The organism is Serratia sp. Ser99 (assembly GCF_024519545.1).
Classification (GTDB): Bacteria; Pseudomonadota; Gammaproteobacteria; order Enterobacterales; family Enterobacteriaceae; genus Serratia; species Serratia liquefaciens.
This window is the reverse complement of record NZ_JALJRT010000004.1, coordinates 11,380-33,519: the sequence shown is the minus strand read 5'-3', so window position 1 is coordinate 33,519 and position 22,140 is coordinate 11,380. Positions and strand designations below refer to the sequence as shown.

21 protein-coding genes are annotated in these 22,140 nt (G+C 52.9%); 9 read left to right on the top strand and 12 right to left on the bottom strand.

The annotated features are described in order from the left end of the window. Positions 1-22: 22 nt before the first annotated feature. From NR114_RS09900 to NR114_RS09880, 5 genes are all read right to left on the bottom strand, one after another. The gene (locus tag NR114_RS09900; protein ID WP_234530085.1) at positions 23-1,741 is read right to left on the bottom strand and encodes an ABC transporter permease subunit; all 1,719 of its coding nucleotides are present in this window, start codon (positions 1,739-1,741) and stop codon (positions 23-25) included. Continuing rightward, positions 1,741-3,249, bottom strand: a complete 1,509-nt coding sequence (locus tag NR114_RS09895; RefSeq protein WP_234530087.1) for an ABC transporter substrate-binding protein — start codon at positions 3,247-3,249, stop codon at positions 1,741-1,743. The genes NR114_RS09900 and NR114_RS09895 overlap by 1 nt, the downstream gene beginning before the upstream one ends. Before the next feature lie 18 nt (positions 3,250-3,267). Beyond that, on the bottom strand, positions 3,268-4,059 hold the full coding sequence (locus NR114_RS09890) for an ABC transporter ATP-binding protein (protein ID WP_234530088.1): 792 nt from the start codon (positions 4,057-4,059) through the stop codon (positions 3,268-3,270). Positions 4,060-4,063: 4 nt separating this feature from the next. Then, complete coding sequence (locus tag NR114_RS09885) at positions 4,064-4,873, bottom strand: ABC transporter ATP-binding protein (protein ID WP_256824831.1); 810 nt, start codon at positions 4,871-4,873, stop codon at positions 4,064-4,066. A gap of 318 nt (positions 4,874-5,191) precedes the next feature. Beyond that, the gene (locus NR114_RS09880; RefSeq protein ID WP_020827224.1) at positions 5,192-5,674 is read right to left on the bottom strand and encodes a hypothetical protein; all 483 of its coding nucleotides are present in this window, start codon (positions 5,672-5,674) and stop codon (positions 5,192-5,194) included. Positions 5,675-5,845: 171 nt separating this feature from the next. Between NR114_RS09880 and NR114_RS09875 the strand changes: the two genes are divergently transcribed. Further along, on the top strand, positions 5,846-6,139 hold the full coding sequence (locus tag NR114_RS09875) for a hypothetical protein (RefSeq protein WP_046373362.1): 294 nt from the start codon (positions 5,846-5,848) through the stop codon (positions 6,137-6,139). A 436-nt stretch (positions 6,140-6,575) separates the two neighbouring features. Further along, complete coding sequence (locus tag NR114_RS09870) at positions 6,576-8,693, top strand: TonB-dependent siderophore receptor (protein ID WP_234530092.1); 2,118 nt, start codon at positions 6,576-6,578, stop codon at positions 8,691-8,693. 55 nt (positions 8,694-8,748) lie between these two features. Here the strand turns inward: NR114_RS09870 and NR114_RS09865 are convergent, their stop codons facing one another. Beyond that, the gene (locus NR114_RS09865; protein WP_020827221.1) at positions 8,749-8,925 is read right to left on the bottom strand and encodes a GhoT/OrtT family toxin; all 177 of its coding nucleotides are present in this window, start codon (positions 8,923-8,925) and stop codon (positions 8,749-8,751) included. Positions 8,926-9,148: 223 nt separating this feature from the next. On the opposite strand from NR114_RS09865, the gene NR114_RS09860 reads away from it, so the two are divergent. From NR114_RS09860 to NR114_RS09850, 3 genes are all read left to right on the top strand, one after another. Beyond that, positions 9,149-9,307, top strand: a complete 159-nt coding sequence (locus NR114_RS09860) for a YqaE/Pmp3 family membrane protein (RefSeq protein WP_020827220.1) — start codon at positions 9,149-9,151, stop codon at positions 9,305-9,307. Positions 9,308-9,635: 328 nt separating this feature from the next. Then, positions 9,636-10,193, top strand: a complete 558-nt coding sequence (locus tag NR114_RS09855; protein WP_048760084.1) for a GNAT family N-acetyltransferase — start codon at positions 9,636-9,638, stop codon at positions 10,191-10,193. Between the two features lie 152 nt (positions 10,194-10,345). Continuing rightward, the gene (locus NR114_RS09850) at positions 10,346-11,035 is read left to right on the top strand and encodes an alpha/beta hydrolase (protein ID WP_020827219.1); all 690 of its coding nucleotides are present in this window, start codon (positions 10,346-10,348) and stop codon (positions 11,033-11,035) included. A 98-nt stretch (positions 11,036-11,133) separates the two neighbouring features. Here the strand turns inward: NR114_RS09850 and NR114_RS09845 are convergent, their stop codons facing one another. Beyond that, positions 11,134-11,706, bottom strand: a complete 573-nt coding sequence (locus NR114_RS09845) for a type 1 glutamine amidotransferase family protein (RefSeq protein WP_048760082.1) — start codon at positions 11,704-11,706, stop codon at positions 11,134-11,136. 632 nt (positions 11,707-12,338) lie between these two features. On the opposite strand from NR114_RS09845, the gene NR114_RS09840 reads away from it, so the two are divergent. Further along, positions 12,339-12,818 carry a GNAT family N-acetyltransferase gene (locus NR114_RS09840; protein WP_256813624.1) on the top strand — a complete coding sequence of 160 codons (480 nt, stop codon included), beginning with the start codon at positions 12,339-12,341 and terminating at the stop codon, positions 12,816-12,818. Positions 12,819-12,848: 30 nt separating this feature from the next. Here NR114_RS09840 and NR114_RS09835 read toward each other — a convergent pair whose 3' ends face one another. Beyond that, complete coding sequence (locus NR114_RS09835) at positions 12,849-14,117, bottom strand: YeaH/YhbH family protein (RefSeq protein WP_020827215.1); 1,269 nt, start codon at positions 14,115-14,117, stop codon at positions 12,849-12,851. A gap of 189 nt (positions 14,118-14,306) precedes the next feature. Next, entirely contained in the window at positions 14,307-16,241 is a 1,935-nt protein-coding gene (gene yeaG / locus NR114_RS09830) for a protein kinase YeaG (protein WP_020827214.1), read from the bottom strand. Between the two features lie 430 nt (positions 16,242-16,671). On the opposite strand from yeaG, the gene NR114_RS09825 reads away from it, so the two are divergent. Next, on the top strand, positions 16,672-17,436 hold the full coding sequence (locus tag NR114_RS09825) for a MipA/OmpV family protein (protein WP_020827213.1): 765 nt from the start codon (positions 16,672-16,674) through the stop codon (positions 17,434-17,436). 115 nt (positions 17,437-17,551) lie between these two features. Here NR114_RS09825 and NR114_RS09820 read toward each other — a convergent pair whose 3' ends face one another. Together NR114_RS09820 and gapA are read right to left on the bottom strand one after the other, a co-directional pair. After that, on the bottom strand, positions 17,552-18,427 hold the full coding sequence (locus NR114_RS09820; RefSeq protein ID WP_234530934.1) for a D-hexose-6-phosphate mutarotase: 876 nt from the start codon (positions 18,425-18,427) through the stop codon (positions 17,552-17,554). Positions 18,428-18,507: 80 nt separating this feature from the next. Next, complete coding sequence (gene gapA, locus NR114_RS09815; protein ID WP_012145453.1) at positions 18,508-19,503, bottom strand: glyceraldehyde-3-phosphate dehydrogenase; 996 nt, start codon at positions 19,501-19,503, stop codon at positions 18,508-18,510. 348 nt (positions 19,504-19,851) lie between these two features. On the opposite strand from gapA, the gene msrB reads away from it, so the two are divergent. Together msrB and NR114_RS09805 are read left to right on the top strand one after the other, a co-directional pair. Beyond that, complete coding sequence (msrB, locus tag NR114_RS09810) at positions 19,852-20,265, top strand: peptide-methionine (R)-S-oxide reductase MsrB (protein WP_020827211.1); 414 nt, start codon at positions 19,852-19,854, stop codon at positions 20,263-20,265. A gap of 65 nt (positions 20,266-20,330) precedes the next feature. Next, entirely contained in the window at positions 20,331-20,603 is a 273-nt protein-coding gene (locus NR114_RS09805) for a YeaC family protein (RefSeq protein ID WP_020827210.1), read from the top strand. Positions 20,604-20,641: 38 nt separating this feature from the next. On the opposite strand, the gene NR114_RS09800 is transcribed toward NR114_RS09805, so the two are convergent. After that, on the bottom strand, positions 20,642-21,922 hold the full coding sequence (locus NR114_RS09800) for a glycoside hydrolase family 18 protein (protein ID WP_234530935.1): 1,281 nt from the start codon (positions 21,920-21,922) through the stop codon (positions 20,642-20,644). Between the last annotated feature and the right edge of the window lie 218 nt (positions 21,923-22,140).

Here is a 22,140-nt window from a genome sequence, read left to right as displayed (position 1 = left end):
CAAACCGGATCAGGATGCGCCGTCAGCGTCGGCGATTGCCGGCGGTATTTGCCAGCGTGACAGCCAGCACGGCCAACAGCACCAGCGCTACCGCTGGCGCCAAAACGCCCCACGGTGCCCGTTCGATATAGGGCATGCCCTCGGCCAGTACCAGCCCCCATTCTGCGCTGGGTGGCTGTGGCCCCAGGCCAAGAAAACCCAGCGCCGCCAGCGCCAGCGCAATACCCGGCAGGCGCAGCATGGCGTGGCGCAGCAGGGGAACCCACAGCGCCGGCAAAAGGTAGTGCGTCAGGGTACGCCAGCGGCCGATCCCCAACACTGGCAACATGCGGATATAGGGCTGAGTGCGGGCTTCAGCCAACAGCGAAGCGCAATGAGCGGACAGCGGCGCCCAACTGACCAGCATTACCGCGCAGGCAGCACCGAAGGGGGAAGGCCCGGTGACAGCGGTGACCAACAGCCCTGCGACTATCGGCGGTGTGGCGTTGGCCAACTCAATAACCCCGCACATCAGGCGAGGCATCAATCCGAACACTATCCCCAGGAACAGCGAAGCGAAGCTGACTGCCAGCGCCAACAGGCTGGTATTCAGTGCCCCGTAGGCGACACGTGCCAGAATGTCCCGGCCGGTGGCGTCTGCACCAAAGGGCAGATCCAGGCTGGGTGGCTGCAGACGGATATGCAGTGACGAAAAGGGATCGCGGATGATCCCGCTCAGCACTAACAGGCACAGCAACAGCGCCGCGACGGCGGCGAAAATATAACTCGCCCGGCTGCTGTGCTGTGGTGGCGTTGAATTGGGTAATACGGCGGCTATTCGGCCCAGCAACAGGTAATGGGCTCCCTGCATCAGGAAACCGGTGCCGAAGGCCAGCAGCAACAGGATCAGGATCCCGCATTGCAAGGCGGGCAGATCCTGAGCGATGGCGGCCCCCAATGTTGCCCGGCCCAGTCCCGGAATGGCGAACACTTTCTCGACGGCGATCGCGCCGCCGGTCAGTCCAATCAGCACTAAACCGACCTGCGGCAGCAGTGCAGGCAGCGTGCGGCGCAGAACGGCCAACAGGCAATGCCGCCGGGCGATACCGGCAAGGCTCCAGGTCAGCAACCAGCGTTCGGAGAAGGTTGCGGCCAGGCCGTCATTGAGCAACAGCGCCAGCAGGCCGCCGGCCGGTAAGCCCAGAGCCAGTGCCGGCAGAATGGCATGTTGCAGGCTTTGCCAGCCGTAGGGAGGAAACCACTGCAGCCAGACAGCGCCAACGATCAACAGCAGCGCCGCCAGCAAAAATTCGGGCAGTGCAGTCAGGGACACCGCCAACACGCCTGCGGGACGGCGGTTCTCGCCATGCAGGCCGCGCCACAGGGTTGGCAACGCCAGCAGTATCGCCACCACTACTGCGACGGCAAGCGCGTAACCCATCAGGGTCAGAGAAACCCCTGTGGCCTGCAACATGCCTTCCAGCACCGGGCGACCGGAAATCCACGAGTTGCCGGCATCACCCCGCAGCACGCTGTGAAACCAGCGGCCAAGCAGCAGCAAGGGCCCGTCGTCCAGGCCATATTGCTGACGAATGGCATTCAGGGCTTCCGGGGTAGCCTCTTGTTCACCCGAACGCGCCCGCAGCAAGCTGAGCGCAGGATCGCGCCCGGACAGCCAAGGCATCAGGCCAATCAATACGATCATCCCCAGCAGCGAGAACAGGCGTGAGGCGAGTGGCAATAGTCGTTGCGCTTTTTCCATCAAGGTTGCTCTGGGCCGATGAAGCTGCGAGGCGTCACCAGCAGGCGTTCACGCGGATCGCGCTCTGCGCTCCTCATTACGGCAGCTTCCCCTTGGATCACGCGTTCATGCAGCAAGGGTATCGCCGCATGGGTTGCCAGAATGCGGCTTTCTGCCGCGATGATGGCCTGACGTCGTTGTGGCCCGGCAGGAATGGCTGCGGCCTGAGTCAATGCTTCGTCCACCTGCGGGTCACACAGTTGAGCAATATTGAAGGAACCCCGGCAGGCGAAGTCACTGTACATGTAGGCCAATGGATCGCCAGAGTCCAGCACCGTGGCTCGCGACAAGATAAAGGCGTCGAATTTACCCGCCAGCGCGTCGGCTTCAATGTGCGCATATTCCCGCACTTCCTGCTTTACCACAAAACCGGCGGCGCTGAGTTGCTGCGCCAGATACACCGCCACTTCGGGTAGCTCGGCGCGATCGCTGAAAGTGGCCAGGGTGATGGTTTTGCCTTCAACCGTGGTTGGCGGCAGAGTCGGTTGCGGCTGGCGCAACGGCGCGGCCCAAGGCAGCGCGGGCCCCAACAGCCCGGAGGCAATATCGGCGCGGCCTTCGTAAACGTTGTCCACCAACGGGCGACGTTTGATCGCCGCAGCGGCGGCGGCGCGAATGGCCGGATCGCGGAAAACACCGACCCGGGTGTTCAGATACAGCGTATTGGTGCGTGGCATGGGTACTTCGTGGATCAATTCTGCCGCAATTAACGGTAACTGCGAGACTGGCAGCGCCTCTACCAAATCGGCGCTGCCGGTGCGCAGGGCGGCAGCACGGGCGGCGCTATCCGGGACAAAGTTGACGTCGATTCCTGGGGCGGCCGCTTTCTCGCCCCAATAGCCGTCGAAGCGTTTTAAACGTGCGCTACTGGTGCCGTTGATCTCTGTTAGCACAAAGGCGCCGGTTCCGGCCTGCAAAGGATTAACCACCCCGTTGGCGCCATAGGCCCGTTCGGCGAGGATCGCCAATTGTGGGCTGGACAACCGCTGCGGGAGGAGCGGATCGGGCACGGCGGTTGTGATCACGACAGCATGATCACCTTCTGGGACGATAGCCAATTCGACGCCGTCAAGAATGCGCGGTTTGGGGGCGGCGTTCATCGCCGCTGAAAGCGAACGCACCACGCTGTCCGGGGTCATCGCGCTACCATCATGGAAATTGACTCCCGATCGTAGTATGAAGCGCCAGCGGTGTTGATCCAGCTGTTGCCATTCGGTTGCCAGCGCCGGTTCAGCGTCGCCGTCGGCGTTCAGCACCACCAGCGTTTCGGCGGTGCTCCAGCGCGAAAGTTTAAACGCGTCATCGCTCAACGGCGTGAGCCCAGAGCGTGGGGGCTGAAGCATCGCCAGTCGAATGCGCCGTTCGTCGCCGGTGCTTTCTTTGGGGTCAACAGGGTCAAAGCAGCCGACGAGCAGCAAACTGCCGGCGAGCAGGCAGCCGGTTGGGCCAATAAAGCGCGGGTTGAACATGCAAAACTCCTCAAAATTTTAGTGCTGGAAAAAGGACGGCGACAGCGGAATGGCGTCGATCAAACGGCGGGTAGCGGAATGCCTCGGGGCGTGAAGCAGTTCATGGGTGGGGCGGTCTTCCACAATGACGCCAGATGCCATCACCAGCGTGCGCTGACATAAGGCGGCAACCAGCGAAATATCGTGGGAAACAAGCAACATGCCCATATTTTGCTGACGAGCAATCTGGTCGAGCAGGGCGATGATCTGCTGACGCAGCGGCAAATCCAGGCCGCTGACCGGTTCATCGGCCAGTAAAAAACGGGGTTTCAGCGCAATAGCACGCGCCAGGGCTACCCGTTGCGCCTGCCCGCCGGAAAGTTGTCCGGCTCGCACATACAGCAGGCTTTCATCCAATTCGACCTGTCGCAAAGCCCGTTCGGCAGCGATACCCCAATCCTGACGTGGACCAAGTTGGCGCAAGGGAGCGGTAATTAGTTCGACTACTCTGTGGCGAGGATTGAGCGAAGCATGGGCGTCCTGAGGTACGTACTGCACTAACCGCCGGTACCAGCGCAATCTATGAACCGGGGCGGGGCGAATTTCCTCGCCCTGGCACAGAATATGGCCGGCGTCCGCCGCTTCTAGCGCCAGCAACAGCTTAAGCAGCGTTGATTTCCCGGCCCCGGAGCAGCCCACTAATCCAACGCGTTGTGCAGAGTACAGGTTCAGATCGGTAGGTTGTAACCCACCGGCCCCTGATGAATATTGTCGGCAGACCTGCTGCAGGCTGATAAAGGGTATTTCCCCGCTTATGGGCAGATTGTTCATGCCGTTACCCTGCCAGTCTCAGTGATGGGGGCCGGTTAAATGCCGGGCGTTGAGCACTGGCGACCAGCTGTTGGGTGTAGGGATGCTGGGGGTGCTGTAACAATCGGGCGAAGGAACCCTGTTCGGCTATTTCCCCGTTCACCAGCACGATGGCACGTTGACAAAGACCGGCGGCAACGGCGAGATCGTGAGTAATAAACAGTAACGCCGGCGCGCTGGGGCGTTCGGTGTAGCTTTTCAGGATATCAATCAGCTGATGCTGGCTGACCATGTCCAGAGCGGTGGTAGGTTCATCTGCGATCAGCAGGCTTTTCTCACCGAGCAAGGCCAGTGCTGCACATATTCGCTGACATTGGCCCCCGGATAATTGATTGGGGTAACGCGTCATAACGTTGTCCGGCGACATTCCCAACGCTGTTAGTAATTCCGCTGCGCAGTGCTGGGCCTGGCATTTCGTCAGGGGATTTTGGCTGCATAGCGCCAGGGTCAATTGCTGGCCCACGGTGGCCAGAGGATTGAGGCTGGTAAAAGGATCCTGAAAAATGGCTGCCAATTCAGTGTTTTTACGCCGTTGCAAACGCAGACCATTAACTTCTCGCCCTTGCAGTCGAATCGAACCGCTAACCGTTGCTCCGACCGGCAGCGTGCCCAGAATGGCGGCGGCGGTCAGTGATTTGCCGGAACCCGATGCGCCCAGCAGGCATAAACGTTCACCTGCATGCAAAGTGAAGCTCAGATCGTGGATCTTGACCTCTGCGTTCAGTGAGAGCGTCAGGTGTTCTACGGTAAGTAACGGCGGGGGTTGGCTTTCCATTAATGCATCTGCGCTGGTTTATTATGATATGTAATAACATAACATTTAAACCTCTGAAATGACCAGCGGATTAATGAAATACTTTGAAATAGGCTAAAGTGGGTTAACCAAGGTATAATACTCAGGGTTTTGTTGGCAGGTTGGTCCTATCGGTGAGAACGCTTATTTTCATTTTGTGCATGGCCGGTTATCTGCTGGTGTTGAGTTACCTTGGCGTGTTTGTCACTGATAAAATATGTGAAAAATCAGAAAACTATACCAAGGTCTGCCGTCTTGTCGATATCTCGGAACCCCATATCCCACGCTAAATCTCGGCCGTCAGCCTAAATAATCTGCGGTAATTAACGGTGTCAGCACCCCCGACAGAACGGCTAACGTAGCCCATTGTCGCCACCCTAAGCGCGCAAACCAATCTTGACGAAGAGGTGGCGTTGCAAGTTGACCCAGTACGATGGGGCCGGTGAGCAATACAGTCAGAAGAATAAAAACCAACCCTCGGCTCCAGATATTGAACTCGCTATGCATCACGTTGGCGTAATAAATCCGCATCAGAATATAATAGGCCAGCATCATCCAGGCAAAGTTAGCGCGTTTTTTGAGCAGGTGGTAAAGCATGAACCCGATGAACAGGCTGTGGCATGCGGAGATCAGTGGAGCTTCGAAAGGGTGTCTGACGCAGACGTTGTATACCGCCAGGTAGATATTAAAGATCAGTAGGGCATACACGGTATATATATACCAGCCATAGATAACCTTCAGTTTTTTGGGGGTTGGCGAGATTGGGCAATATTCCGGTATCATTGGAGCCTCCTGAGCTGACTAGCGTTATAACATTCAAAAACTAAATGGAATTTAAACGCTAAACAGGCTTTATTTTACCCTCTGTCGGGAACTAATCAGGGCCTGTCAGGTCTGTTGAAACCATAAGATTCAGGGTGTTTTCCCATCGAAAAATAATGGCAACTTATTGATATGAAAGAGTATAAAAACGAACGTTTCACCATGTATCTGCTGTTTGCCACGCTGGGGTTTTATTTCTTTCTGCCACCTATGGTGGTCGCTTTATTTTGTCAGTGGTTCAATCTCAATCCCTTTAATGTCATTCGGTTTTGGCATATTAATCCCTTTTCTGCCGAACGAGGAATACCCCTTTATCAAACCTTTATATACATACTCATTTTATGGGGGGCAGCGAATATTTTGCTTGGCGCTATCCTGCTGGTGGTGAGCCGTTTGCATAAATGGTTTATTAAACGACCACGCTGAGCGTTGTTGCCGCTGGATGAGCAAAAAGAGGTGGATTGAAACTCTGCACTAAAGGATAATGATAGTCGTTATCATCTATGGGTGCCAGTCGAGAGGAAAAGGTTTGTCTCCTTATGCGCTCTTCCGAACTGGCACGACATTGCTTACATCTATTCCTGTTTACTTGCCAGCCTAGTGCTGGCTTTTTTTATTGTTATCTTTCAATCGACTAATTCCCTATTCAGCCCATGGTTTATTTGCCGTGCAGATTGATTTGCTTGCTTATAAAAAGGCATGGAGGCTTGAAAATTTTTATCAATAAAGATAATAATTATCATTAATATTTCACTTAATTTACATACAACACACCGATATAACCTCTGCACAGCGTTGTTAATCCGCGTTGATGACAGGGCCTTTGGGTGTCATTTAATGTTTTTTACTGGGGATTACAGGTATGCCGACGATTTTTCCTGTCAAACGGTCACGGGTTTTGTGTGCGTTTGCGATGTTCCTGCCGCTGGTGTCTTTCGCTGAGGATACTCTGGTTGTTACTGCTAAACCCGCTGATACGGCGGAAGCAGCGACCCACGGCTATCAAGCGACGACCAGCCAAGGGGCGACCAAAACCGATAAACCCTTGATTCTGACTGCACAGTCCGTTTCGGTGGTGACGCGCCAACAAATGACCGACCAGAATACTCAAACGGTTAATGATGCCCTGAAATATACGCCTGGTGTTTTCACTAACTTCGCCGGTGGTGCAACGCGCTATGACACCATTGCGTTACGTGGTTTTCACGGTGGCGACGTTAATAACACCTTCCTTGATGGTCTGCGGTTATTGAGTGACGGCGGCACCTATAATGCCTTGCAGGTTGACCCCTGGTTCCTGGAACGCATCGACGTTATCAAAGGGCCTTCATCGGTCATGTACGGGCAAAGCATTCCGGGCGGGTTGGTCGCTTTGACCTCCAAGCGCCCCCAGTTTGCCACGGAAGGGCACGTTAACCTGATGGCAGGCAATAACAACACCCAGGGTGGCGCTTTCGATGTGACCGGCGCGCTGTCGGAGCAGTGGGCTTATCGGTTGACCGGCATGACGCGCAGCAGCGAAACCATGTATGACCATCAACGTGAGGAACGCTATGCCATTTCACCGTCATTACTGTGGCAGCCGGATGAAAATACTTCGCTGCTGCTGAAAGCTTATCTGCAAAAAGATCCCTCAGGCGGTTATCACAGTGCAGTACCGGCAGATGGCAGCCTCTATTCCAGTTCCGGTGACAAGCTGGGGCGTGGCTTCTTTGATGGCGAGAGCAGCCGCAATGTGTTCAAACGTTGGGAACAGATTTACAGCTATGCTTTCTCGCACAGTTTTAACGACGTTTGGTCATTCCGCCAGAACGCCAGCTACACCCACTCCAATGTTGAATTACAGCAGGTGTACCAGATTGGCTGGAATGACGATCACAGCCTATTGAATCGCTATTACAGCGGTTCAGCCACTTCGCTGGATGCCTTCGCCGTTGATAACCAGTTGGAAGCCGATTTTGCGACCGGGCTGCTGGATCATAAGGTGATGCTGGGTTTGGATTACCAGCGCCTGCGTAATAATTTGTGGGATGAGTCGGCGAGAGCTTCGCAGCTTAATCCTTACACCGGCGTGTCCGGCGGTGACGCATTAACCAACCTGACGCATACCGATTCCCGACGTCGTTATGAGCAGACCGGCGTTTATCTGCAGGATGAAATCAGCTTACAGAATTGGTATCTGAATCTGTCAGGGCGCTTCGACCGTATCGAATCTAAAAATACGGTGCTCAACACCGGCACCAGCGATGCCCGCACCGACGACAATTTTAGCGGCCGTGGCTCACTGTTGTACCGCTTTGATAACGGTTTCTCGCCTTACGTCAGTTATAGCACCGCAGTCACCCCGGAGGCATTGCCCGATCAAAACGGCCATATGCTGAAACCCAGCACCAGCGAGCAGTATGAGGTGGGTCTGAAGTACCAGCCACCAGGCAGTTCCTCGATATACAGCGTGGCGCTGTATGACCTGACGCAGAAAGACGTGGCTAACCGCGTGGTGCAGCAAAGCTATTACCTGCCGGCCGGCAAGGTGCATTCTCAGGGGCTTGAGCTGGAGGCCCGAAGCAAGATCACCGAACGCTTCGATCTGATCGCAGGCTATACCTACAATAAAGTGAAATTCAAAGATGCCATTGATGGCAACGACGGCAACACACCGTATCTCGCACCGAACCAAATGGCTTCACTGTGGGGCAAATATGCCACCGCATACGGTGTGGATCTTGGTGCTGGGGCGCGTTACATCGGCAAGCAGTGGGCCGATAACGAAAATACGTTGAGGATCCCTTCCGTTACGCTGTTGGATGCCTCGGTGCGGATGAATTTGGACAGGGTGAATCCGTCGTTGAAAGGTGCCTATGTGCAACTGAATGTGAATAACTTGACCGACCGGAAATATGTCGCGGCCTGCTATGGGACCGGCTATTGCTACTGGGGCGCAGAACGTTCCGTGGTGGCGACGGTTGGGTACGATTTTTGATGTAGTAGGCGGTGCTATCGCCCCGTCAGCGTTTGACGGGGTGGTTTCTGCAGCGTCAGAACAAGGAGAACATCAACACTACCGGTAGGCTCAGGGGCCAGGTTAAACCAATCGTTAAGGCACTGAGAAAACGAATTTTTATGGTATCCCGGCTGACCAGGTAGGTGAAAATCATAGAAACTACCAAGCCAATCAAATAAAAGTATTGTGTTGCAACCCACAGCGACGACATGAAACCTTACCCAGTTGTATTGTTAAGTTACAAATTTTAAGGGCTTAACCCCACATAATCAATGCTTATTAATTGTTTCTTCAATTTAGGCAGGTATCAACACAATTACTGTGGCTATACGCATTTTTCATGCCACGTTGAAGGCCGATTTGCTGGGTGAGATTTGAAAATGTTAAGCAGATATAATATGTTGGTGGCTTATGGAACAAAATGAGGCGCTATTATGAGTTTTTGGAGAATCGTATTTACCATCATCCTGCCACCGCTGGGCGTACTGCTGGATAAAGGTATAGGCGGCGCGTTTATCCTCAATATTATCCTCACCTTGTTTGGCTACTTCCCGGGGCTGATCCACGCATTCTGGATCCAGACGAAACAGTAGTCACCGTGGTTGCAAAACCTGGACGGCTATAGTGTGGCTTTGATAACCCTGGCATCAGCGCATGCCGGGGTTTTTTTATTCTCGCACGGCGTTAATGAATATTGAGGCTATAAACGAATAACCACGAAAAAAGCGTCGCCAGCAGGCTTACGATAAAAAGAATGGAGATCATTTCCTTCACGTAAAAATTCCCTATTGATATTGTTGAAAATACTTCTCTTTGTTTTTTCATGGGATTTTAGATCGTTATAGGTATAAATCCTAATTTTAATCTTGTCAGAGGCGTGTAAACCATCAAGGCTTTGGGCGTGCATAGGAGGTTTATTCCTTGGAAATTCCTGTTTTAGTCAGTCGGAGGCTGGTATTGCGCCCACTGACGCTTGGCGATGCCGAAGATATTCAGCTGTTGTTTCCACAGTGGGAAATTGTGCGTCATATGACAGATCAAATTCCTTGGCCATACCCTGAAGGCGCTGCGTTGGAGTTTATCAATAATATCGCGCTACCCGCGATGGAGGCGGGCACAGGTTGGTTTTGGTCTATCCGGCGACGAGAGGATGAGCAGCATTTGATTGGTGTAATTAACCTGAATTTGATTGGCAACAGTAATCGTGGATTTTGGCTATCACTGGCATGGCAACGTCAGGGATTGATGAGTGAAGCCAGCGAAACAGTGACTGATTACTGGTTCAATCAACTGGGGCAGCCGGTGCTACGGGTTTCCAAGGCAAAAGACAACCTGGCGTCTCGACGTATTTCCGAGCATAACGGCATGCGAGTGGTTGCGACCCAAGAAAGCGCTTATGTAGCAGGCCGCATAACTACGGAAATTTGGGAGATAACCCGGGCAGAATGGTTCGCCAGGAAGGATGTTGCAACAGATTAACTATTCGTAGCTATTGCTGGAAACTCTTGATGTGAACTATATACAAGGGGGTATATAAAGACGTTTGGGCTTGAGCCAGAGGGTGCTGGAAGTGAACAGTGCGGACGCTCAAGTTTGGTGTAGCGTCTCCACGCGAAAGAAGGAATCTTGTAATGAAGGCAAAACCTACCGTAGTCCTGGTCCATGGATTTTGGGGCGGTGCAGCGCACTGGAGCAAAGTCATTACCGAATTATCGCACAAGGGATATCACTCGATTCACGCGGTTGAAATGCCGCTGACATCGCTGGCAGACGATGCTGAACGCACCCGCAAGATGGTGGCGCAGCAGCAGGGGCCGGTGCTGTTGGTCGGCCATTCTTATGGTGGCGCGGTGCTCAGTGAAATGGGCAATCAACCCAACGTGGTGGGATTGGTGTATATCGCCGCCTTCGCACCGGACGCCGGCGAAAGCCCCGGAGGCATTACCCAGCAACATCCGCCAATTGCGGCGGCGAACCTGGCGCCGGACAGCGACGGCTATTTATGGATTAAGACAGACAAGTTCCACGAAAGCTTCTGTCAGGATCTGCCTGCTGATGAGGCATTGGTGATGGCGGTAACGCAAAAGGCGCCGTTGGCCAGCACCTTCGGCAATACGATCGCTGAGCCAGCGTGGAAACACAAACCGTCCTGGTACCAAATCTCCAGCAATGACCGGATGATAGCCCCCGAAAACCAGCAGCGAATGTCTGCGCGTTTGAAGGCCAAAAAGGTGATTACGCTGGACGCCAGCCACGCTTCTCTTGCTTCGCATCCGAAAGAAATCGCCGCTTTGATAGATGAAGCTGCCAACGGCTTATAAGGCATTTTTTGAGATGGTGCCCCGTCCAACTTGCGGGGCTTTTTTATGCTGAAAAGTGGGGGCGGGGGCCGTGTTTGACTCGGCTGAAACCAACGGGACTAAATTGGTTTGCTGTGTTCAGCGGCGTGCATGGCCAGGTAGGCTTTAAGGTTGTTATCGCTAACCCCTAACATATCCAGGATCTCCGCCATAAAACTGACCGGTGCGCTACCGGGGGCGGTTACCACGCGCTGGTCGCCTACGGCATAGGGCACATCCTGATAATATTCAGCTCCGCCGTAGTTAAGCTGCGATAAATTCTCAGCGGAATTGGAGGTGTGGCGAAGATGATCAAGTATACCCGCCTGCGCCAAAACGCGGGTTCCATCGCAAATGCCGGCGACGATGACGCTTCTACTGAATGCCTCCGCTACCATCCCAGCGATATCTGGGGCCTGTTCGGTTCGCCATACCGTGCCTCCGCATAGGATCAACAGATCTGTCTCGCTCAGTTGGATAGCCTCGAGCGCCATATTGGGGGTCACGTGCATGCCACCGGAGGAAATGACAGGGGCGCCATTGGGGGAGGCAAAACGAGTATCGAAACCGTAATAGCCGCGGCAAGTAGAGTTGATCAGGGCAGTTTCCCAATCAGAGAAATTATCGGTAAGAATGGTCACAATGCGCGTCATTGGCGGCGATTTCCTTGTGTGGCAGATAAAGGGCAGGAAGGTTTCGTCCTGCAGGTATGGCGAGTGTAATGGCAGCCACTGTCAGTTTCTGGCAGCAGGGATATCGGTGCCTCATATCGTTGAGCGGTTCTTTACGGCATAAAAAAATCCCGCGCAGCGGCGGGATTAAGGGATGATAGCGACAAACTGGATGTTGTTCTGGTTATGTGATGGTGTGTGTCTCCAGATGGCGACAGTAGCGCACCTGAATTTCAGCGACAAGCAGAAAATCTGTAATGATACAGGTATCAGAATATCCTCAGAAAAAACGCTGGGTATCGGTTCGATGATAAAGCCTGCCGGGTGGTGAGGATAGGGCGTGAGTGAGGCTTTGGCTAATAGGGGATTGTTGAACCACTTCCTTGTGTGAGGGCGTCCTAACGTCGTTTCCGCTTGGCGTTGAAAGTACTTATTCGTCTTTGTCGCAAATACATGACAAAGGAAAATACGACAACTGCGATCAAAACGACGATGATTGCGAAGGGAAGTAATTCCATAGCATTCACCTGAGATGGCAATTTGGCTATTCATTAAATAGGAATATTCCTAATTAGCGCAATGGGTAAAAACGTAATTAGGAATTACCTCAGCGGATGATGCTCACTAACCACAAAAATAACGGGGAGCCGAAATTGATTTTTCGCCTGGCAACAGTAACGGATGCTAACCTATTGATTGACATTGATACCTTGGCATCACAGGACCCACGTCGCTATGCTCAGATCGGCGAGTGGTGCGAGGCTGGTGTCTGCCACGTAGGTGAAATTGAGGGCATGATCGTGGCCTATGGCGTATTGCACTATCACTTTTACGACAGTGGATTTATAGAAATTCTTATGGTTGGTAACCTGATGAGGCGTAAAAAGGTGGGGTTAAAATTTATCGAATATTTTAAATCGATCTGCATGCGTCCAAAACTTTTTACCTCAACCAATAGCTCGAATTTACCGATGATAAAGCTACTGTCGAAGGCCGGATTTATTGAGAGTGGCCGTATTGATAACCTTGATGAGCAGGATCCTGAAGTGGTTTTCTTTTTACCGGTAAAAAAAACAGCCGGAAAACAGGGTTAACCGGCTGATTTAAAATGAATTTATTTGTAATTATACGGTCTGCTTGTGGAAAAGTTCGCGGAATACCGGGTAAATATCGTCCGGTTCGCGGATATGCTGCATGGCAAAGTTTTCGAATTTTGCCTGCAGGTCCTCGTATTCGCGCCACAGCGTCTGGTGGGCGCGGCGGGTGATTTCAATGTAGCTGTAGTAGCGAACCATCGGCAGCAGCTTTTTCGCCAGCAGTTCGTGGCACAGCGGCGAGTCATCGGCCCAGTTGTCGCCATCCGACGCCTGCGCGGCGTAGATGTTCCATTGCGCCGGATCGTAACGTTCCTCAACCACTTCATTCATCAGTTTCAGCGCGCTAGATACAATGGTGCCCCCAGTCTCCTGCGAGTAGAAGAACTCCTGCTCATCCACTTCCTTCGCTTGGGTATGGTGGCGTATATACACCACCTCGACGTTTTTATAGGTTCGGCTCAGGAACAGATAGAGCAGAATATAGAAACGCTTGGCCATGTCCTTGGTGGCCTGGTCCATGGAGCCGGACACGTCCATCAGGCAGAACATTACCGCCTGGCTAGAAGGTTCCGGTCGGCGCTCATAGTTCTTATAGCGTAAATCAAAGGTGTCGATAAATGGCACGCTTTCGATTTTTTTTCTCAGCTCGGCAATTTCCTTGCGCAGCCGTTCCTCTTCCAGCAGTTGCACCGGCTCGGTGTTTTCCATCTGGGTGAGTTCGTCTTCCAACTCATGCAACGCGCGGCGTTTTCCTGCGGTCATGGCAGTGCGGCGCGCCAGCGAGTTTTGCAACGAACGCACCACGCTGATATTGGCCGGTACGCCGTTGGCGGTGTAACCGGCCCGATGGGTTTTGTACTCGGTGAGCTGCTTATACTGATTCTTTTTCAGGTTCGGCAGCGCCAGATCTTCAAACAGCAGGTCGAGATACTCGTCCTTGGATATCTGGAAAACAAACTCGTCTTCGCCTTCACCATCCTGGCTGGCATTGCCCTGACCGCCGCCGCCACCACCGCCACCCTGAGGGCGTTCGACGCGGTCATTCTGCACAAAGTGGTCATTGCCCGGATGAACGCGGTGGCGTGTGCCACCGCGACCCTGATGAAACATAGGTTCGTTGATGTCGCCAGCGGGGATCGAGACGGACTCCCCACTGTCTACGTCGGTGACCGAACGCTTGTTGATGGCTTCGGCAATCGACTGTTTGATTTGCGACTTGTAGCGGCGCAAGAAGCGTTGGCGGTTAACCATGCTCTTGTTTTTGCCGTTAAGCCGTCGGTCAATGAAATAGGCCATACTTCCCCCAAACGACGTTGCCAACTTTCTATACTCGTTATACTTGCCGTTGCCTCTGTGTTGGTTGCGTTCACTTACCCGAATCACTTACCAGAGTAAGCTCATCGGGATAAGCGCTCTTGCCGCCTTGATGCAACGCCAATTATTTTGGGTATACGCCATCTCCATGACGCTAATTCTCATTAGACGTTACGAAGACTTTCTGACCCGCAGATACCATTCACACAGCAGACGAACCTGTTTGCGGGTGTAGCCTTTCTCCATCATACGGTCGACGAAGTCGTCGTGTTTTTTCTGCTCATCCGTTGAGGTTTTTGCGTTAAAGGAAATCACCGGCAGTAACTCTTCGGTGTTCGAGAACATTTTCTTCTCGATCACGGTACGCAGCTTCTCATAGCTGGTCCAGTTAGGGTTACGGCCACTATTGTTAGCACGGGCGCGCAGCACGAAGTTGACTATTTCGTTGCGGAAATCTTTCGGGTTGCTGATGCCGGCCGGTTTCTCGATTTTCTCCAGTTCAGCGTTCAGGGACTCGCGATCGAACAGCTGGCCGGTGTCCGGATCACGGTACTCTTGATCCTGGATCCAGAAGTCTGCATAGGTCACGTAGCGGTCAAAAATGTTCTGACCGTATTCCGAGTAAGATTCCAGATAAGCCGTCTGGATCTCTTTGCCGATAAATTCGGCGTATTTCGGGATCAGATAGCCTTTCAGGTGCTCCAGGTATTTCTCTGCCAGATCTTGCGGGAATTGCTCACGTTCGATCTGCTGTTCCAACACATAGAACAGGTGAACCGGGTTCGCGGCGACCTCTGCGTGATCAAAGTTGAACACCCGCGACAGAATTTTAAATGCGAAGCGGGTGGACAGGCCGTTCATGCCTTCATCGACCCCGGCGTAGTCGCGGTATTCCTGGTACGACTTGGCTTTCGGATCGGTATCCTTCAGGCTTTCGCCGTCATAGACGCGCATCTTCGAGTAGATGCTGGAGTTTTCCGGCTCTTTCATGCGTGAGAGCACGGTAAAGCGCGCCAAGGTTTCCAGCGTGCCAGGGGCGCACGGCGCATGGGTCAGTTCGCTGTGATCCAGCAGTTTGTCGTAGATTTTGATCTCTTCCGAAACTCGCAGGCAGTAAGGTACCTTGACGATGTAAACGCGGTCGAGGAAGGCCTCGTTGTTTTTGTTGTTACGGAAGGTCACCCATTCGGATTCGTTGGAGTGCGCCAGAATAATGCCGCTGAACGGCAGGGCAGAGATCCCTTCGGTACCGTTGTAGTTACCTTCCTGGGTGGCGGTCAGCAGAGGATGCAGCACCTTGATCGGCGCTTTGAACATCTCCACGAACTCCATAATCCCCTGGTTGGCACGGCACAGGGCGCCGGAATAACCATAGGCATCCGGATCGTTTTGTGCGTGGTTTTCCAGCTTGCGAATATCGACCTTGCCGACCAGCGCGGAGATATCCTGGTTGTTCTCGTCACCCGGTTCCGTTTTGGCGATGGCGATCTGTTCCAGGATGGACGGACGCACCTTGACCACTTTGAATTTGGTGATGTCGCCGCCAAATTCATGCAGGCGTTTTGCCGCCCAAGGGGACATGATGGTGCCGAGGTAACGATTCGGGATGTTATATTCTTTTTCCAGAATAGTGGCATCTTCCTGCGGATTGAACAGGCACAGCGGGTGGTCGTTTACCGGGCTGCGTTCGCCGTTGGCGCTCAGGGTATAAATGGGCACGCGTTGCATCAGCGCTTTCAGGCGTTCTGCCAGCGATGATTTACCGCCGCCGACGGGGCCCAACAGATAAAGAATTTGTTTCTTCTCTTCGAGGCCCTGAGCGGCATGTTTCAGGTAAGAGACTATCTGTTCGATAGCTTCTTCCATACCGTAGAACTCTTCGAATGCCGGATAGCGTGCGATCACGCGGTTGGAGAACAGGCGAGACATACGCGACTCAAGCGCGGTATCCACCATAACTGGTTCACCGATAGCCATGAGTAGACGTTCTGCCGCATTGGCATATGCACTGCGATCTTGCCGGCAGATGGTAAGAAATTCCTGCAGTGTGAACTCTTCGTCCTTGGCAGCTTCGTAGCGCTGGCGATAGTGGTCAAATATGTTCATGGCGATGCCCGTCCTTTCGTTATTAGCACAGGTTAAAGGGAGCTGATGATTGTGTTTTGGCCCCCGAAAGAAGAAGTTATCCTTGAGTACAGCAACCCGTATGCCAACTTGGTGCGCTTATTATCGCGAGTTGCGCTGTATTGCCACTGGGCTCAGGATTCATTCACCTTCTGATTTAAGCTTAGTTTGCATACCAGAAAATTTCCTGCGTGGTAAAAAGCTTTTTTTAAGTCATATCAATGACTCAGTTATGACAGGGATAGCCAAATGCCTTGTCTGGCGCGGCCTGCGGCAAAAAACGTCACTGTTCCGACATGATTAATTCATATTTCTATTCTAAGTTATTCGATCTTGGTTGTTTTCTATTGTAAAGATTAGGCGCGTAACGACAATTTCACATAAACTAAGCCAGCTATTAACTCTGTTATTTATGGAAAAAGAACCAGTGAAGATTTTTCAACTCAAAACGCTAGCAATTATCGCTTCCGCAATGGTTTGTGCGCAAAGTGCTCAGGCTGGGACCTGGTCACTCGGTGCTTCCGCGCTGGTTAGCCCGGATCCGTATCGTGGCTATCAGGACCGCGTGTATCCGGTACCCGTCATCAACTATGAAGGGGATGACTTCTACTTCCGTACCCTGACCGCCGGTTATTACCTGTGGAAAGATCAGGAAAACCAACTGAGTCTGATGGGTTACTACTCTCCGTTGGGCTACCGTCCGGGTGACAGTGACGACGATCGCATGAAGAAGTTGGACAAGCGTCGCGGCACGTTGATGGCCGGTCTGGCTTATACGCATAATGCTGATTGGGGCATCCTGCGTACCACCTTTACCGGTGATACCCTGGATTACAGCAACGGCATGATTGGTGACTTCGCCTATCTGTACAAGTTTGAGCTGGACGCCTTCACCTTGGTGCCGGGTGTGGGTGTGACGTGGAGCAGCAAAAACCAGAACAAATACTACTACGGCGTTAGCGATAACGAATCTCGCCGCAGCGGTCTGGACAGCTATACGCCAAGCGACAGCTGGGCACCTTACGTTGAGCTGAGCGCCAACTACAAGATCAACAAAGACTGGAATGCCTTCTTTATGGGGCGTTACATCAAACTGTCTGATGAAGTGAAAGACAGCCCGATGGTGGATAAATCTTACACCGGGGTGTTAATGACGGGTGTGAGCTACAGCTTCTAAAAAGCGAATGCACAAAAAAAGTGCAATGTAGGCATCATAAAGGGGCGCTGGCGCCCCTTTTGCACATCTGTAGTGCAATGATGCAGGGCAGGCGTTTTCACCGCCCCTGCTGCGATCACGCGTTCTTGCGGGTGCGGAAGGTCACTGCCAGCCGTGCCGGTTGTTCCCCTGCGGCAATCAGCGGTTTGCTGACGCGGCCGGTTTCCACGCAAACCATGGTTTTATACCCGTCGTTAGGCATGTCCGCCATGCTGCAAGAAAGCTCTACGCCAGGGTTCCAGGCAATCACATCGCTCATGTGATGGTGATGAACCTCAATGGTGCGTTGGAGCGCCGCATCTTTGATCAGGCTAAAGGCCTCCGGCTGGGTATAAACCCGATCGGTCTGGCCGACGAAGGTCACGTCACCGGTCTGTTTGGTTTCGGCGCCCCCAGCGACTTTATCGATATAAGGCACGCCGAGGCCGGCTACCTTAACCTGTTCAATATCCCCGATCTGGAAGTAGCTATGCAGCGCCGCAGTGGCCTGATAATCACCGTGAGACTCCAGCTCTATCTCACATTCTTCCCCTAGCTTGAAGCGGGCAATCAGCGTAAAGGCGTGTGGCCACAGGCTACGGGTTTGCTCATTGTCTTTCAGCGTGAAGGTCAGAATGACGCCGTTATCATCTTCATCATGCGCCGTCAGACTCCAGGGCTGATTGCGGGCGAAACCGTGCGAAGGTTTTGCCACCGGACCAAACCAGGGCCAGCAAATGGGGACGCCGCCGCGGATAGCATTGCCTTTTTTAAATGGCGTGTTGTGGCTCAGCCAAATGACCGGCTTTTCACCGCTGGGTTGCCAGGCCAACAGATGCGCGCCTTGCAGCGTGATAGCCGCACGCACTTTCGGGTGGGAAACCACCACCACAGGCAGTTCGTCGAGTTGCCGTTGGCTGATATAAGGAGAAATTTGCTGAGTAACGGGTAGGGTGAAAATTTTTTCGTTCATCGGTTGGCCTTTTGTTCGCCGTAGAAACAAAAAAAGGGCGACAAAAATGTCGCCCTCATCATCAGCTTGGCATCAATCCATTATTTGGAGATGTGAGCGATCAGATCCAGAACCTTGTTGGAGTAACCAGTTTCGTTATCGTACCAAGAAACCAGTTTCACGAAGGTGTCGCTCAGAGCGATACCGGCTTTGGCATCGAATACGGAAGTCAGAGTTTCGCCGTTGAAATCGGTAGAAACCACTTCGTCTTCGGTGTAGCCCAGCACGCCTTTCAGCTCGCCTTCAGATGCAGCTTTGATAGCAGCACAGATTTCTTTGTAAGAAGCTGGTTTTGCCAGACGAGCAGTCAGGTCAACCACAGAAACGTTCGGGGTAGGAACGCGGAACGCCATACCGGTCAGTTTGCCGTTCAGTTCTGGGATAACTTTACCTACTGCTTTAGCAGCACCGGTAGAAGAAGGGATGATGTTCTGAGATGCGCCGCGGCCGCCGCGCCAGTCTTTGTGAGACGGGCCATCAACGGTTTTCTGAGTTGCGGTAGTTGCATGCACGGTGGTCATCAGCGCTTCAACGATGCCGAACTTGTCGTTGATAACTTTAGCCAGTGGTGCCAGGCAGTTGGTGGTACAAGAAGCGTTAGAAACGATTTCCTGACCAGCGTAAGATTTGTGGTTCACACCCATAACGAACATTGGGGTGTCGTCTTTGGATGGGCCAGTCAGAACAACTTTCTTAGCGCCTGCAGCGATGTGTTTACGTGCAGTTTCGTCAGTCAGGAACAGGCCAGTTGCTTCTGCAACGACGTCAACGTTGACTTCGTTCCACTTCAGGTTAGCCGGATCTCTTTCTGAGGTACAACGGATGGTTTTGCCGTTAACAACCAGGTGGCCGTCTTTAACTTCTACAGTGCCGTTGAAGCGGCCGTGAGTAGAGTCATATTTCAGCATGTAAGCCATGTACTCTGCGTCTAACAGGTCGTTGATTGCAACGATTTCGATGTCAGAACGTTCTTGAGCAGCACGAAAAACAATGCGACCGATACGGCCAAAACCGTTGATACCTACTTTGATAGTCATATATTCCACCAGCTATTTGTTAGTGAATAAAAGGTTGCCTGTAAAATTACAAAAACCTTACCAAGCGTCAAGCGGAATCGTGTCAATACTTGCTGCAAATCAAACCTCGCAGCCTGGTTTGAGCGCTTATTGCACGTTCCGTTTGCGTTCGGCCTCATCCGTAATATGGGGTCAAACCGCCAAGTATAAAGTCAGTCCATATAAGATATGTGATCGGTATCACATATTGCCGCGACGTGACCTTTATGGGCTACAGTTTAGGCCAAAAAGCGCTGCAGTGTTGTTAATTTTTTGTTATTATTACTCATTGTTTTCGTTGACATTATCCACATTCAGAGAAACGCACAAATGGCTAAAGAGACAACCCCTGACCATCCGGCCACGGAACTGAATGAAATCCAACGTTATGTGACTCAGGAACGTGGTACCGAGGCGCCGTATTCCGGCAAATTGCTGCACAACAAACGCGAGGGCGTGTACCATTGCCTGTGCTGCAACCACCCGCTGTTTTACTCAGACAGCAAGTACGACTCCGGCTGCGGTTGGCCGAGCTTCTATCAGCCGGTATCCGACGATGCGATTCGTTATCTTGATGATAATTCACATAATATGCATCGCGTTGAGATCCGCTGTGGTCACTGTGACGCGCATTTGGGCCACGTATTCCCCGACGGCCCGCAGCCGACCGGCGAGCGTTTTTGCGTTAACTCGGCGTCGCTCAGTTTTACCGACGGTGAGAACGGTGAGAAAACGGCTGGCTAGAGCTAGTACGTTGTTAGAAAAATCGATTCAGCTAATTATTCTTGCATGAGTAAGGAAAGGCCCTGATGGATGTGAAAGACCTGATTGCCGCCATGACGCCGGAAATCTATCAACGGCTGGTATTGGCCGTTGAGCTGGGCAAGTGGCCGGATGGCGTAGCCCTGACTCCGGAACAGAAAGAAAACAGCCTGCAGGCGGTCATGCTGTGGCAGTCGTTGCACAATGCCGATCCGCAACACATGAGTATCGGCACCGACGGTCAGATTGTGATGAAGAGCAAGCAAGAGCTGAAACAGCAGTTTATCGCTGAACCCCTTGCCAAGCTGAAACCGCAGTAAATCGAATAACGGGGCGATAGTGACATCGCCCCGTGGGTTTAGCCTTTCCCGCCGTTGATCCCCAGCGATTCCGCCAGTTGATGCGCGAGCCGGTTATTGTCGTCTGCGCCATATTCCCAGAACATCGCGCCCCCCAATCCCTTGCTTTTGATGTAATCAGCCTTCAGCTCAACCGAGCGCGGGTTCTCGTACGAAATGGCGAATAAAGGTTTGCCCTCGGCGGATTTCATCGTCAGATAGGGAACCTGGGCATCGCTGTCCCAATGGGCGCTGAAGCGCCGCTGTGGATCGTTTAACAGCTTGCTGACGATATCGTTATATTTGAAGTAGCTGTCCTTGGTCAGATCCAACCCCAGTGATTTGAAGACGGCGGTTTCGCGCGCGGTGAAATAGGGTTGGGTGACAGGGTTTTTCTCTGCGTCGGCTTTGTCCCAGTCGACGCCGGGCTCAGTGGCGCGTTTGGGTACCCGACCATAAAAACCGATGCCCAGATTTAACTGCGCCGGTTTAAGTCCAGCGGCCAAATAGTTATCCACGACAAAATTGGCGCTGTAGCGATCGGCTGCCGCGACGGTCGGCCACTGTTTGGAATCATACAGATTGGAGTTGAAATACTGAGTGCCGTACGCCATATCGTAGGTCATCAGGTTGATGTAATCGAGATAGGGTGCAATACCTTTGACGTCCACCCATTCCTGCGGACTTTTGACGTTGGCACCCACGGCGATGGTCAGCAATTTATTTTTATTCAGGGCGCTATGCAGTTCTTTCAGCAGCACGGTGAAGTTGGCCCGGTCCGCCGGTTGGCTTTCGACCAGCCCCCAGGCGCCGTTAACCGGGTACTCCCAGTCGAGATCGATGCCGTCCAGTTGGTACTGCTGGATGACGTCCAGCACCGAACGGATAAATACAGTCCGGCTCTCTGGCGTTGCCGCCGCACCAGAAAAACCGCGAGCACCCCAACCGCCGACGGACAGCAGCACTTTCAACTCCGGATTCTGTTTACGCAATACCGGCAGCAGCTTCAGATCGGCCATCACTTTAGGTGACAGATAAATCTGGTGCAGGCGAGCCGGGTCTTTCAGCGCAGGATTGGATTCGTCTTTCTCATCGTTGTAGATCAGGCCGAAGGAGTAATTGAGGTGGGTGATTTGCGTGACGTCCAGCTTGTTGATGTCACCGCCTGGACCGGCGGTAACGTCACCCCCGCCGTTGAAATAACCGACGGAGAGGTAAGAGGCGGCATGCGCCATGCCGGCACCAGCCATACCAAACTGAACCGCCACCAGCAAAGGCAGCAGTTTACGGGTGAAAACCATGTTATCTCCTTTGGTCGGCAAGGCCGACCCGAAACCGCCTCAGGCGGTAACATAAAGCCGGGCTCAATGGGCCCCGGATGCGTATAACTGATTGATGCCAAGGCATCAGCGGTCATAACAGCAAATGTGCTGCACGCGAACAAGATGTCATCACAGGAGAATGGTCGGAATGTGAGCGATGTCGAGATTTGTCGGTGGGGGAATGGGCGGGTGCCATC